Origin of the sequence: Ureibacillus yapensis (assembly GCF_003515775.1) — a bacterium.
Lineage (GTDB): Bacteria > Bacillota > Bacilli > Bacillales_A > Planococcaceae > Ureibacillus > Ureibacillus yapensis.
Genome location: NZ_QWEI01000008.1, coordinates 86,629 through 100,473, shown reverse-complemented (window position 1 = coordinate 100,473; position 13,845 = coordinate 86,629). Strand labels below are relative to the sequence as shown.

Here is a 13,845-nt window from a genome sequence, read left to right as displayed (position 1 = left end):
TTTGACAAGTGCAATCTGCAAAAGCGACGATTGTATCCTTTCCATTCAAAAAAGACTTTGCATCAGTAAAGTGTACCCTTTTTAAAGGACATTTTACAGTTTGCAAAGTCTTTTTATTATTAATTCTACTCTATTTTAATTAAATAAGTCTGTTGATAAATAGCGCAGCCCTGTATCAGGTAAAATAACCACAATTCGTTTCCCTTCATTTTCGGATCGTTTTGCCACTTCTATTGCTGCGGATAAAATTCCACCAGAAGAAGTTCCAACCAATATTCCATCCAGCCTTGCGACTAGACGTGCATATTGATTCGCCTGTTCTGTTTCAACACTGATAACTTCGTCAATAACTGAACGATTAACATTATCAGGCACTCTCTCATCTTCAATATCAGAAAAACGGTGTACACCCGTTATTTCCGGAATCTCAGGTTCCTCAATTGAGGCGATTGAATTTAGACCTGGCTCAACGGCTATGATTTGAATATTCGGATTCTTTTCTTTCAAAAAACCTCCAATCCCGGAAATAGTACCGCCTGTTCCAACTGATGCAATCACTATATCCACTTGCCCATCAGTATCACGCCATATTTCGGGTCCTGTTGTATCAAAATGAACCTGCGGATTCCCCTGGTTATTGAGTTGATTTAAAAAGACAACATTTTCCTGCTTATCAACGACTTCTTTTTTGAAAATGTTGATAGCGGCAACAAAATCGCCATCAATTTCTTCAGCAACAGCAGCTAATTCAGGTACCTCTGAAAACGGAATTACTTCTGCCCCGTACGCTTTTATTACTTTTGTCCGTTCTTCACTCACATTATCTTGAATATAGACTTTTAATTTATAGCCTTTTGCTGCTGCAATTGCGGCCAGTCCAATACCAGTATTACCACTAGTTGTCTCAACTATTGTATGCTCCTTTGTTAAATCGCCATTTTTCTCTGCTTGTTCAATCATGGAAGCCGCAACACGATCCTTAATGCTATTAGCTGGATTAAAGTACTCCAACTTGGCAACAATTTCAGCTTGTAGGCCCAGCTGTTTTTCTAAATTAACCAGTTGGAGTAATGGAGTATTTCCTATTAATTGTATAATAGAGGTCTTGATTGCCTTCGTTGAAACAAGACTCATGAACAACTCTCCCTTTTATTTGTTAGAAATAAACATTTTCCTCTTTTAATAATGAAGGTAGCTCATTGATTGATTCTATGATATATGGGTATTGAATTTCCTCAATCCCTTGGTCTCTAAATCTATTAATCAAATATGTTTTAAGACCGACTTTTCCTCCTCCTACAACATCGTCATAGTAATTATCGCCAATATAAATACTTTCTTCGTTTGTAGTATTTCCTTGTTTAAAAGCTTTTTCAAATATGGCTTTACTAGGTTTTTCAACACCAACTTCACATGAAATGATAATATTGTCGAAATAATCGGTTAAATTATGATAATCTAATAGCTGACGGCCGCTCTCATCCCAATTGCTAATAATTCCTAATCGATAACCTTCTTGCCTTAACTTATGAAGTACATCTTTAGTAAAAGAAAATGGCAACCAATATGGCTTCGTTTCTTGAATTCCTTTTTGTATAAAACGATTTTGGGATTCAAGATCAAAAGCAAGTTCCAAATAATGATTAACAATCCCTAAATACCAATGATAAAAAAAGCTTGATTGTTTCCCGAGTACGCCAGGATATTCTCTCATAAATAATTTATCAGCATAATGATAGGCTTCTTCAATTTTTTCAAATGGCATTTCAATTTTTTGCTCTTTCAGATATTGGACATAAACTTGTTCCCTCTGCTGATATAGCAATGTATATCCAATATCAAACCAAATATATTTATTTGTCAAAATTGGATTTCCTCCTAATTTTCAGCTTAAATTAAATACTTGAAAGAAATTAATGGTTTGCACTGATGAATTCCGCTTCGAGTACTTGTGCGTAATAATCCTTCAGCAATAGGGAGAGTTGACCATTCAGGTAAACTTCCGCTGATTTTTTGATTGAAAATCTACCTTGTTAATAACTCGGTGTTTTTAAGTGATTTAGGACTTAACAACTCATAAGAATATAATCTATCTTCATAACTTGCTATTGGCATATGCAAAATAAATTCATCTACTTGATAAAGTTCATATAAAGCATCAAGCTTTTCTTTAATTTCTGTTGGTGTACCAGCAAGTATATTATTTCCTTGTACCTCGATTCTGAAATCTTCACCAGAATCTTTACCGAATTTTTCAGCTGTTTCTACATCACTAAGCGTTACTGTTCTTCCACTTGCCAAATGAACTTTTACTATTTTAGAATCGCCTACTAGCTGTTTAGCTTTTTCTGATGTATCTGCTGCTACTACTCCAATCGCCAAAATAAATCGGCCATTTTCATTATTCTCTCGATATTCTTTTGCCGCTTCCACTAATACATTTTCATTATTATTGAAGAAAGTAGCATAGGAAAAAGCGACACCTAATTTTTTTGCTTGTTTCGCACTTGTTGGGCTTGCACCTAACAATATAATTTCCTGCTGTATGGGTGGGGTTGGGACGGCTTTAATTCCGGCAAGCGGATGGGTTTCTGGAACTTCATCTTTTAACAACTTTACGAGAAACTCTGCTTTCTCCTCAAAATCACTTCCATCATTCAAAGTTCCATTTTGCAATGCCCTCGTGGAAAGAGGCAAACCACCAGGACCTTTACCAATTCCCAAATCCACTCTCCCTGGCTCCAATGTAGCAAGCACCTGGAAATTTTCCGCAACTTTATAGGGGCTATAATGTTGCAACATTACTCCGCCAGAACCTACTCGTATCGTTTTTGTTCTGGCTAATAAATATGAAACCAATACTTCTGGGGAAGATCCTAATACTGCGTCTGAATTATGATGTTCTGAAACCCAAAAACGTTCGTAGCCCCAACTTTCTGCCTTTTGTGCCAATTCTACCGTTCTTTGTAATATTTCATTATTTGATAGATTCTCTATTACCGGACTTTGATCTAGAATACCGATTTTATAACTCATTGATATACCACTCCTACTCAGAAAGTTCTTATTGCCATCAATTTTTGACTATGTGAAAATCGGTTCTTTATCCTCCCAAATTCTGCTTGGAATTTCGCGTTTCATCATCGGAATAACATCTCTTGCAATCGCTCTAGTTGTTCCTCTTGCTCTTCTTTACATAACCCAGCTACACTAATGGCTTGAACTGTGTGCCCAAATTCTTTATGGATTCAATAGCAACTAACAGTCGCAAAAGTTCTAGATACAAATGTAATTAATTGAATACTTCATTGGCTTCTTGCAACACTATTTGTAAGTTTTCGATTCCAACCTCTGTAATAGCGCGATATTGATGATCTCTTCCTATTTCCACAACGGGTACATGGCGTACACCATATTTCAGCTCCAAAATGTCCCGGTAATCATCATGATTTGTGACGTCCACAATTTTAAAATCGAGTTGTTGTTCCGTTAAATATTCTTTTACTTCCGCACAGTAACTGCAACCATCCTTAGCCCACACAACAATAGTAAAATTTTTAGCCATTAATGATTCCTCCATTTATATTATTCTTATCAGTAAACTTGGTTTAAAAATCACTTTCTCACTATATTTTCCATAAATCATTGCAACTTTTATTGGTGAATATCAAATCGATAACATTTCACATGCACATCATTATTATAAAAATCTTTGGAAAAGTCCCTGTAAAATCCAAAACGTTCATACAATCGAATTGCATCCTCCATAAAATCCCCTGTGTGTAAGTGAAGAGTGTGTGCATCCTTTTGTATTGTGTAATTGATGCTTTCCAGTAATAAACCTCTTGCTATACCCTTTCCTCTAGCAGAGGGATGAACTCCCAACAAACGTACAATAGGGTTTTGAATATTTAATTCCGGCCTCCCATATGCGTCCTCGGAATTCGAATAAATTTGCAAAGTACCCAAGATCTGATTATTTTCATCTTTGGCAACGAGTACTTTATCAATTTTAGGACTATCCAATGACAATCTTATATTTTCAATATAATTACTATAATCTTCGATGTTCGTAAATCTTTCTTTATATTGTTCATAGCTTGTGATTAACACTTCACGCGTTGCCTCTTTATCTTGCTGCTGTAACGTGCTTATAGTAATTAAAGTTTCTATATTAATCACTTCCTTTAATTATTTTGATCACCATTCACTCGCAAGGAAATATCACTTCAAATTCACTTCATTTAATACAAAAAACTTATAATGCACTGCTAATATAAGATTTGGCCTTTTTTTCTATGAAATGAGAAATCATTTCTATCATTAGTGTAATAAGCCAGTATATAATCCCTGCTGCAATAAATGCCTCTAAAAATTTTAAGTTCTTTGAAGCGACAATATTGGCTGCTCCCGTTATCTCGGTTTGAGATACAAGAAACGCAATGGAGGTAGTATGCAGAAACCCAACAACAATATTTGTAATATTCGGAATTGATTGTGCCAACGCTTGTGGTAATATGATTCTTTTTGCTACTTGGTAAGTATTCATGCCTACTGTATATGCTGCCTCAATTTGACCCGTTGTCACACTTGCAATACCGGAGCGAATAATTTCAGAGAAATAAGCTCCTGCCGTGAATGACAATGCCAGGATAACAAATAATGAAATCGGGATCTTATTTGTTTCTATCGGCAATTCGAAATAATGCACCAGTTGATTAATCAATATCGGTAGGCCGAAATAGATTATCATGATATGCATAATTGCTGGAGTCCCTCTAAAAAAGGAAACATAGAAATTTGCAATCAGCCTTATTAATCTCGCTTTGCCTATACGAATCCATGTAACCAATAATCCAATCAAGAATCCAATCGCCAGGGGTGTTATGGTAAGAAGTAAAGTTAACGGAATTGCTTTTAATATTTCTTTGAATGCTGTCCAAATAAAAGGAAAATCAATGGTCATTTTTATCCTCCTTATACAGCAGATATTTCATCGGGTTGGTAGCGATTCAAATATCTTTCGTAAACTTTAAATATATTTTCAATGATAATCACGATAGCATAATAAATAATCGATAAGGAAATATACACTTCCAACGCATGGGCAGTTGAAGCGATTAATGTTTCTCCTCTTCCCATCATGTCCATCACACCAATTGTAAAGGCGAGAGAAGTATCCTTTAGTGAACCAATCACCGAATTCCCTATGTTCGGAAAAGCAATTCTCAATGCTTGAGGAAAGATAATTCTCCTAAAGTTTTGAGATGGTGTCATTCCAATCGTATATGCTGCTTCTGTCTGGCCACTGTTGATTGCTAAAATTGCACCTCTAAATATTTCCGCGAAAATTGCACCATTGCTTATTGCGTAGGTAATTATGACAAAGTAGAGAGCATCTACTCGTGATAGATCGATATGGAAGAGGTTAAACAAGGCAGGCAATCCATAATAGACAAGAAACAATTGAATAATGATTGGAGTCCCTCTAATAAAAGAAATATAGATTGTCACCAATTGTTTTAAGATGGGTATTTTAAATATTTTGGGTATAGCTGCAACCAAGCCAATCAATATGCCGAGTATGATTGAAAAAAATAAGATTTCCAAAGTAATACCCAAATATTTCACTAACGTCGGTATAAATTCAAGGATTAATGTAAAATCAAATGCTTTCCCCATTCACTCTCCCCCTTCCACCATTGTAATTATTAAATGATTTCATTAGGTGCTGATATAGCGCAGTAAATATTCTAAAACCAAGAAAGTTCTTGCATTCGTCTTCGCTATCCGCAAGAGCAAGTATGCGATCCTTGTTGCATACTTGCCTGCCCGAATGAAGTTCAACAGTTAAGAATGATTAAAAATCTACCGTATAATCCGCACCAAGCCATTCAACACTTAACTCCCTTACTACTCCTTCTTCTTTCAATTCTTTTAAGGCTTCATCAATCCGATCAGAAAGCGCTGTTGATTTTTTATTCAACAAGAAGTAAACCTTTGAGCTTAGTAGCGGTTCCCCTACTACCTTTTGTTGTGCATCTGCATGTTCATTAACAAAATCCACGGCAAAAGGCGTTGAGATAATTGCATCAATACGGCCTGTTTTTAATTGTTCTTGGAAATCAGCCGACCCCGTTCCGTAAATGACTTCCGCACCTAAATCATGTTCCTCATTGTAATCTTCAATAACAACAGCTGAGCTGCTGGTTGGTGTAACGCCCACTTTTTTTCCTTTTAAGTCTTCAACTGAATTAATTTCATTATTGTTTTGGTTAACAGTTACCTTTAACGGAAAAACATTATAAGGCTCCTTATTGAAAAGGAATTTTTCTTGTCTTTCTTCATTTACTTCCATTTGATGTGCGATGAAATCAATTTTATTGGTCTCTAAGCTTAATAGTAAATTTGAAAATTCCATTGTTTTAAATTCAAATTCATATTCTGGTAGTTTTTCATCGATTGCTTTTACAAGCTCAACATCATACCCTGTTAAATTGCCATTTTCATCGATAAAGCAGACATTCGGGAATTGAGTTCCTGTTCCTACTATTATTTTTTCTACTCTTGCTTCTGCTGATACTGCTGTTGTTTCTTCTTTACCTTCACTTTTTGCGCTATCCTTTTCTGTTGTTTCTGCTGATGAACATGCAGCTAGCAATGCTGCTAATGAAATGATTAACCAAAGCCATGTTTTTTTCATTCATTTATCCCCTTTTATTCATAATTAGTCATAGCTGTTTACTATGCTTTAACCGATTTTTTTAACAGCTGGTTTAGCTGCTCGAAACTCGAGATTTGAAAAATGAAACTCAACTTTCAACAATCTAAATTGAATAATCTAGTTCGGGTACCATGCGTTTTAAGAACTGTTTTGTTCTTTCTTCTTTTTGCTCAACAAAAATTTCTTTTGGTGACCCTTCTTCAACAATGACCCCGTTATCCATGAAGATGATTCTGTCAGAGATTTCTCTGGCAAAATTCAATTCATGTGTTACGATAATCATCGTTTTACCTTCCTTTGCGATTTTGGCAATGACGGATAAAACTTCACCGACTAACTCTGGGTCTAATGCAGAGGTTGGTTCATCGAATAAAATTACTTCCGGATTTAAGGCAAGTGCTCTTGCAATCCCTACCCGTTGTTGCTGCCCTCCTGATAAATGACTGGGGAAAGCTTTTGTTTTATGTTCCAATCCTACTTTTCGCAACAATTCAGTAGCGATTTCCTGTGCTTCTTTTATATTTTTTTTCTGTACAACAATTAATCCCTCCATGACATTTTGCAAAGCTGTTTTATGTTGAAATAAATTATAGCTTTGAAAAACCATCGCTGATTTTTTTCGCAAGGTATATATATCTTTTTTATGCACCTTCCTTGCGTTTATTGAAACTTCACCAATCGTTATTATTCCTTCATCAGGTTTTTCCAAATAATTTAGGCATCTAAGGAGCGTTGTTTTTCCTGAACCACTTGGACCTATAATCGAAATAATATCTCCTTTATTGACCTTTAAGTTAATGCCCTTCAACACTTCATTAGGTCCAAAATTTTTCTTTAGATTAGTAATCTCAATCATTCTCTTCACCCCAATGGCTCTCTTATTCAATCAATCTCCCATATCCCTATTGAATAACTATGTTTAAGGAGAAAAATTTTAGACCTTTTCTTTCACATAGCGACTTTGTTTAAATGGTAATCCTAGGTTACCGCGTAATGTACTAGCTTCATAATCTTCTCGATACAAACCGCGCTGCTGTAAAATGGGCACTACTTTGTCAACGAAATCCTCTAAAGTTTTTGGTACCGATACACCAATGATAAAACCATCCGCACCGTGTTGCTCAAACCATTCTTGAACCAAATTAGCTATTTTTTCCGGTGTGCCGATAAAATCAGTTCGAGGCGTCGATTCTCTCAATGCTACTTGACGCAAAGTTAGATTCTTCTCCTTCGCCTCTTGTTTTATTCGCACAGTCGTGCTGCGGAAACTATTATCTCCAATATCCCCGATTTCAGGGAAAGCTTCATCTAATGGATATTGTGAAAATTCATGATGATCAAAATATCTTCCTAGATAGTTTAATGCACGTTCAATTGTTACTAAATTTGCCAGCTCTTGATATTTTTGTTCCGCTTCTTCTTCCGTATCTCCGATAATTGGACTTATACCAGGCAATACTACTATTTCATCCGGATTTCGGCCAAACTGTGCAGCCCTTTGTTTCACATCTTTGTAAAATGCCTGTGCTTCTTTAAGTGTTCCTGGTCCTACGAAGATTGCGTCTGCATCTTTCGCTGCTAATCTTTTACCTGAATCCGAAGCTCCAGCCTGGAATATAACTGGTTGACCTTGTTTTGATCGGCCAACATTTAAGGGACCAGCAACCGAGAAAAATTCACCTTTGTGATTCAATGTGTGTAATTTTGTCGGATCGAAGAATCTGTCATTCTCTTTATCTCCCACAAACGCATCATCATCCCATGAATCCCATAACCCTTTTGCCACCTCTAAATACTCTTCTGCTATACGATAGCGCAGCGAATGACTCGGATGATCTTCAATTGTCTTGCTAAAGTTTAATGCCGTACTTTCCAGCGGAGTTGTTACAACATTCCATCCAGCTCTGCCACCGCTGATTTGATCCAAAGATGCAATCTGGCGGGCAACCGTAAACGGTTCACTATAAGATGTTGATAAAGTGCCAACTAGACCTATATTGGAAGTAACCGTCGCTAAAGCAGATAAAATTGTAATCGGTTCGAAACGATTCAAAAAGTGAGGAATCGATTTTTCATTGATATATAGGCCATCTGCTATAAATACTAAATCAAATTTCCCTTCTTCTGCCTTTTGTGCCTGTTGTTTGTAAAACTCTAGACTTACACTCTGGTCTGTCTTTACTTGTGGGTGTCTCCAACCAGATATATTTCCACCTACACCATGAATTATTGCACCAAACCGAATTTTCCTTTGATTTGCCATATTACCCCTCCAAACTTGATTATTCCTATTTAACAAATAGGAATAAAATGTAATTGATTTTGATTTATCCTAACATGTGGAAAGATTGAAATACAATGCCTTTAATGATAGGAATAAATTTTTACCTTTAAAAAATTTCTATCAAAACGAACGTCTGTTAAATCATCTTTTTTCTTATCAAATTTGCTTTGTACCGATCGCTAGCTTTCACGATCAAAATAACAATGGGCTAGTTGTAAAAATGTTCAGCGGATTTATAAATGCAATCTTTTAAAAGATTTACTCTTTCATTTTTGATGTACGATAAATAAATATGTTGTTTAATTGATATCAGAGTGGTTGTATCAATTTCTATTAATTCACCTTTTTCTAATTCTTTTTTCACTGCAAGCGATGGCAGAAAGCCGATGCATTGTTTATTTTTTATTAAAGATTTAGCTACTTCTAAATCATCAACTCGAAATTCAATTTTTGGCTCAACTTGTTGAACCTCGAATAATTTATAAATTAAACCCCAATCAAATGCGCCACATTCAAAAAAAACAAGCGGCTCATTGGCCAATTCATTTACTGTAATTTCTTCTAGATTAATCAATGGATGCCCAGGGTAGACAAATAGATGCACTGAATTATCCAGTAAAGCCTCTTGATGAATTCCTTCGTTTGACATAAGTCTTATAAAAGCAAAGTCCACCTCATGATTTAATAACTTTGAAATTAGATCATCCGTTGAACTTGAGATAAATTTAAAGCGCAATCCCGGATTCTGAATCTTCCATTTTGATAACGCGTAGGATATAAAATAGTGTGAGGTAATTGTATTTGCGGCAAAAACGATTTCATTTTGAGCGCTTTCCTTTGAAAGTTGTTTTTTTCCATCTCTATATGCTTGTAAAATTTGCTGTGCATATGGGATAAATTCTTTTCCCTGCTGACTTAATATTAAATTTTTCCCTTCTCTTGAAAATAACTCTGTGTTCAATTCATTTTCTAGCGATTTAATCCTTGCGGTAACAGTAGGTTGTGACAAAAACAATGCCTTTGAAGCCTTATGAACACTTTTTAACTGTACAATATGGATAAATGCCTCCAACTGATCGATATTCACTTTCAAGCCCTCCCACTTTCTCTTTATTGTGTATAAAAAAACAAAAGACTCCGTTCAAATTCGAAATCTTTTGTTCATAATTGATGGAAATTTCTTATTCTCGATAAAAAAGGATACTACTTAAACCTCCGTTTTTCATTGAAACATCACATTTTATGGTAATTTTAATAAATCCTATTGGTTTTGTAAACATTAATTTAAATATTTAAAATAATGCAATTATTTTAGCGGTACGCAAATTTTCCTATTAGCCGCTCTCATATCATTCTTAATAAGCAACCGCCGTTGCACACTTTCTATAAAAAAAACGCCCCATAAAGAGGCGTTCAAAATTATTTAAGCAACACTTTATTCTACTTTTTCTATGAATGGGATTCGTCTTAAACTGTAACAGGATGAATCAATTCGTATCCACAAGCTACAATGGCACGTTCAGCCAGCACGATTAAAGAATCAATGTAGCGGCCATCAAGTTTCAACTCTTTGTTTATAATGGAAAGCTCTGTGCATCCTAAGATTACTTTGTCGCATTCCAGTTCAAGCATAGCATTCTCGATGATTTGCCATTGCTGGCGGGTAACATCCTTGCCTGCTTTTACATAATCATAAATTAGTGACATTACTTCTTTTTGGATGTTGGCATCCGGCAGGACTGGTTCGATATCTTGTTCCAACAAGGCCTTTTGGTAAACGGCTGATGCCAGCGTTCCGTCCGTTGCCAAAATTCCCACCCGTTTTGCACCAAGTTCGAAGGCTCTCTTGGCTGTTTCACGAATCATGTGCAGCACGGGCACCGGAGAACCTTCTTTTAGCTCCTCATAAAATGTATGGGCTGTATTGCATGGGATGCAAATCAAGTCTGCTCCTGCATTGGCAAGCTTAACTGCATCATTGACCATAAAGGGAACAGGATTTTCCTTTGTTCGGTCCAGAATATAAGCAGTACGATCCGGGATTGAAGTATCGTTGTCTATGATGGTATGCACATGCTCCTGATCTTTGGCGGCGGCTGTTCGGCGGACAATCATCTCACCGATAAACATTGTCGCAAGCGGCCCTACACCACCTATAATTCCTAATGTTTTTCTCATTCTCCCAAACCTTTTTTGTTAAAATATTTTTTGTATTTTCGGTAATAATTCAAGCTGTTCAAAGTTAGTTTAATCCATCGTTTGAAATTCATGTCCTCTTTATAAAATAAAGAGTTTGTCCATTTTCCATGACGGATTAAGCTTTTGGCTTCAATTTTCATTTTTTCATTCGTTGCATATTTGAATAGAACACCTTTCGGGATGATCATCCATAAGTGTTTGTTAGTTCCGTATGTGAGTTCTTGCTTGATATTCAGCATACGATCGTCCGCCACATATTTCATTAAATTATAGCCGGCTGCCGTTACATAATAACTAGATCGTCCATTACGCAAGTTGATTTCAAATAATTTGTATTCTCCATCTCGTACATCGTATTTCATATCGAAATTGGCAAAGCCTGTATAGCCGATATCTTCAAGGAAGTGGCGAACCTGATCCATTAGTTTTTCATCATGTGTCGTAATGATGGCTGCATAACTTCCGATTCCTTCCGGTGAATGTTCTTCCAAGATTGGATTTCCAAGACACATCAATTTGACTTTTCCATCTTTCCCAACATAGGCATTCAATACACGCATATACGAATCATCGCCAGGGATGAATTCTTGTACAATCATCGTATCTTGGTAAGTAGAACTGTAGATTGCTTTTAGGATGGCTGTTTTCTCGGCTTCATCGTTGGCAACAAACACTTTCTTTTTGCCCGGGAAGCTGCATGCCCAGTAAGCAACGGAGTTCGAAGCTTTTAATATAATCGGGTACTCGAATGGCGGCGTAAAATCTTGATAATTTTCAGCTGTCACTGTTGTTGTTCCCGGATATTTGAAATTATATTGATCACACATTTTATAGAAATTTTCTTTTAGCAGAATTTGATCCATTAATGATTCATCAATGTATGGTACTGTAAAGTGTTTTTCCAAAGCCGGTTTATTTTTTATGATCAGTTTTGCGTAATCATCGCCACAAGCCAGAAGCAACAGTTTTTTGTCCGGATATTGTTTTGCCACTTTTTCAAGTGCCGATACAAATACTTCTTGGCTATTTAAGTTTTTGATTTCCTGGAAGTGCAATATACGGCTATCTTGTGTCGCCGTTAAATGTGAACGGCCCAACACGAGCGGTTTTATTCGATAAGCTTCATAAAATGCCCGTGCCATGCCGTATGCGTTCATATCAGAACCTAATAATATTGGTAAAAATGGTTGTTCCATTATTGTTCAACTCACTTTGATTGTTTTTATGATTTTGATAACGTTTAGGAATCCCTTAAGGATGCATAATCTAACAGATAGTTTAACACATTTGGCGAAAAAATTAATAAATATACGCCATTATTAAATGAAGATTTCATTACATTCTTTTTACAGTGTTGAATCGCTATGTAAAACAAAAAACTTAAAAGCTCCGGAGAACCTTTAAGTCCTTTTTTTAGTAGGTATTAGACAGATGGATTATAGCTCTAAATACTTCCATCAAATCGTTCAATCACCATTGCAATCCCTTGGCCTCCGCCAATGCATAAACTTGCCACTGCATACTTTCCGCCGCGGCGTTTCAATTCATAGCTGCAGGCTAACGCGACCCTTGTTCCGCTTGCTCCAACAGGATGCCCCAATGCAATGGCCCCGCCGTTTACATTCGTTATTTCACGATTCAACCCTAAACTTTTTTCCACTGCCAAGTATTGCGCCGCGAAGGCTTCATTGACTTCAACCAAATCCATATCCTCTATTGTTAAGTTTGCTTTTTGAAGAGCTTGTTTAATAGCCGGTACTGGGCCGATTCCCATAATTGTAGGATCGACGCCCGTTACTGCCCATGACACGATGCGGGCATTCGGACGCAAGTTGTTTTCTCTTACGGCACTTTCCCCCGCAACGATGACGGAAGCTGCCCCATCATTGATACCGGAAGCATTCCCGGCTGTAACGGATCCATCCTTTTTGAATGCCGGGCGCAATTTCGCCAAACTTTCCAAATCCGTCGTTTCTTTAATATGTTCATCCACTTCTACCGTTACCTCGCCTTTACGCGTTTTAACGATGACCGGGACGATTTCTTCTCCAAAATATCCTTCTTGTCGTGCGTTTGCCGCGCGTCTATGGGATTGTACGGCAAATTCGTCCTGTTCTTGACGGGAGATTTCATAAAGGTCCGCCAGTTTTTCCGCAGTCAATCCCATACCTGAGCCAGTATACTGATCGGTTAGTGTCGCTTGCAGCATGTCGACAAATTGCAAATTTCCAAGTTTTGAACCGTTAAAGCGTTGTTCAAAATTGGAATAAGGAGATTGTGACATATTCTCCGCTCCGCCAGCCAGCACAATATTGGCTTCCCCCAGCAAAATATGCTGCGCCGCGGTGATGATCGACTGCAAGCCCGAACCGCATAAACGATTCAGCGTCAAGGCAGGTATTTCTTTTGGCACTCCCGCTTTCAACCCAATATGCCGCGCTAGATAGGCTGAATTTTCACTTGTCGTAATAACCCCGCCATAAAACAAGTGGTCCACTTGTTCCGGTTGAACATTTGATCTTTTTAATGCCTCAATGGCAGTATGTGTCCCCAATTCCACCGCATCCACTGCAGCAAATGAACCGCCAAAAGAAGTAAAGGCGGTTCTTGCCCCATCCACTATATAAACATTCTCCAT

14 protein-coding genes are annotated in these 13,845 nt (G+C 37.0%); all 14 read right to left on the bottom strand.

Annotated elements, in window-relative coordinates:
• Positions 1-135: 135 nt before the first annotated feature.
• Positions 136-1,134, bottom strand: a complete 999-nt coding sequence (locus D1B33_RS13900; protein ID WP_118877003.1) for a PLP-dependent cysteine synthase family protein — start codon at positions 1,132-1,134, stop codon at positions 136-138.
• Between the two features lie 22 nt (positions 1,135-1,156).
• Complete coding sequence (locus tag D1B33_RS13895; RefSeq protein WP_118877002.1) at positions 1,157-1,864, bottom strand: HAD family hydrolase; 708 nt, start codon at positions 1,862-1,864, stop codon at positions 1,157-1,159.
• Between the two features lie 161 nt (positions 1,865-2,025).
• The gene (locus D1B33_RS13890) at positions 2,026-3,036 is read right to left on the bottom strand and encodes an LLM class flavin-dependent oxidoreductase (protein WP_118877001.1); all 1,011 of its coding nucleotides are present in this window, start codon (positions 3,034-3,036) and stop codon (positions 2,026-2,028) included.
• Between the two features lie 256 nt (positions 3,037-3,292).
• Positions 3,293-3,565 carry a glutaredoxin family protein gene (locus D1B33_RS13885; protein ID WP_118877000.1) on the bottom strand — a complete coding sequence of 91 codons (273 nt, stop codon included), beginning with the start codon at positions 3,563-3,565 and terminating at the stop codon, positions 3,293-3,295.
• Positions 3,566-3,654: 89 nt separating this feature from the next.
• Positions 3,655-4,182 (bottom strand): GNAT family N-acetyltransferase, encoded by a 528-nt coding sequence (locus D1B33_RS13880; protein WP_233549486.1) that lies wholly within the window; start codon positions 4,180-4,182, stop codon positions 3,655-3,657.
• 76 nt (positions 4,183-4,258) lie between these two features.
• Entirely contained in the window at positions 4,259-4,966 is a 708-nt protein-coding gene (locus D1B33_RS13875) for an amino acid ABC transporter permease (protein ID WP_118876999.1), read from the bottom strand.
• A gap of 11 nt (positions 4,967-4,977) precedes the next feature.
• Positions 4,978-5,682 carry an amino acid ABC transporter permease gene (locus tag D1B33_RS13870; protein ID WP_118876998.1) on the bottom strand — a complete coding sequence of 235 codons (705 nt, stop codon included), beginning with the start codon at positions 5,680-5,682 and terminating at the stop codon, positions 4,978-4,980.
• Positions 5,683-5,860: 178 nt separating this feature from the next.
• The gene (locus D1B33_RS13865; protein ID WP_118876997.1) at positions 5,861-6,703 is read right to left on the bottom strand and encodes a transporter substrate-binding domain-containing protein; all 843 of its coding nucleotides are present in this window, start codon (positions 6,701-6,703) and stop codon (positions 5,861-5,863) included.
• Between the two features lie 124 nt (positions 6,704-6,827).
• Positions 6,828-7,580, bottom strand: coding sequence for an amino acid ABC transporter ATP-binding protein (locus tag D1B33_RS13860; RefSeq protein ID WP_118876996.1), 753 nt, complete (start codon positions 7,578-7,580; stop codon positions 6,828-6,830).
• Positions 7,581-7,658: 78 nt separating this feature from the next.
• On the bottom strand, positions 7,659-8,987 hold the full coding sequence (locus D1B33_RS13855; protein WP_118876995.1) for an LLM class flavin-dependent oxidoreductase: 1,329 nt from the start codon (positions 8,985-8,987) through the stop codon (positions 7,659-7,661).
• A 229-nt stretch (positions 8,988-9,216) separates the two neighbouring features.
• Positions 9,217-10,095 (bottom strand): LysR family transcriptional regulator, encoded by an 879-nt coding sequence (locus tag D1B33_RS13850; RefSeq protein WP_147370414.1) that lies wholly within the window; start codon positions 10,093-10,095, stop codon positions 9,217-9,219.
• 380 nt (positions 10,096-10,475) lie between these two features.
• The gene (gene cuyB, locus D1B33_RS13845; RefSeq protein ID WP_118876993.1) at positions 10,476-11,186 is read right to left on the bottom strand and encodes a cysteate racemase; all 711 of its coding nucleotides are present in this window, start codon (positions 11,184-11,186) and stop codon (positions 10,476-10,478) included.
• Entirely contained in the window at positions 11,183-12,403 is a 1,221-nt protein-coding gene (locus D1B33_RS13840; RefSeq protein WP_118876992.1) for a carboxylate--amine ligase, read from the bottom strand. The genes cuyB and D1B33_RS13840 overlap by 4 nt, the downstream gene beginning before the upstream one ends.
• A 248-nt stretch (positions 12,404-12,651) precedes the next feature.
• A complete protein-coding gene (locus tag D1B33_RS13835) occupies positions 12,652-13,845 on the bottom strand; it encodes an acetyl-CoA C-acetyltransferase (RefSeq protein ID WP_118876991.1) in 1,194 nt (397 codons plus the stop codon).

Coding starts and splice junctions, on each gene's coding strand:
- D1B33_RS13900 (WP_118877003.1), bottom strand. CDS start 1,134: ATGAGTCTTGTTTCAACGAAGGCAATCAAGACCTCTATTATACAATTA.
- D1B33_RS13890 (WP_118877001.1), bottom strand. CDS start 3,036: ATGAGTTATAAAATCGGTATTCTAGATCAAAGTCCGGTAATAGAGAAT.
- D1B33_RS13885 (WP_118877000.1), bottom strand. CDS start 3,565: ATGGCTAAAAATTTTACTATTGTTGTGTGGGCTAAGGATGGTTGCAGT.
- D1B33_RS13875 (WP_118876999.1), bottom strand. CDS start 4,966: ATGACCATTGATTTTCCTTTTATTTGGACAGCATTCAAAGAAATATTA.
- D1B33_RS13870 (WP_118876998.1), bottom strand. CDS start 5,682: ATGGGGAAAGCATTTGATTTTACATTAATCCTTGAATTTATACCGACG.
- D1B33_RS13865 (WP_118876997.1), bottom strand. CDS start 6,703: ATGAAAAAAACATGGCTTTGGTTAATCATTTCATTAGCAGCATTGCTA.
- D1B33_RS13860 (WP_118876996.1), bottom strand. CDS start 7,580: ATGATTGAGATTACTAATCTAAAGAAAAATTTTGGACCTAATGAAGTG.
- D1B33_RS13855 (WP_118876995.1), bottom strand. CDS start 8,987: ATGGCAAATCAAAGGAAAATTCGGTTTGGTGCAATAATTCATGGTGTA.
- cuyB (WP_118876993.1), bottom strand. CDS start 11,186: ATGAGAAAAACATTAGGAATTATAGGTGGTGTAGGGCCGCTTGCGACA.
- D1B33_RS13840 (WP_118876992.1), bottom strand. CDS start 12,403: ATGGAACAACCATTTTTACCAATATTATTAGGTTCTGATATGAACGCA.
- D1B33_RS13835 (WP_118876991.1), bottom strand. CDS start 13,845: ATGGAGAATGTTTATATAGTGGATGGGGCAAGAACCGCCTTTACTTCT.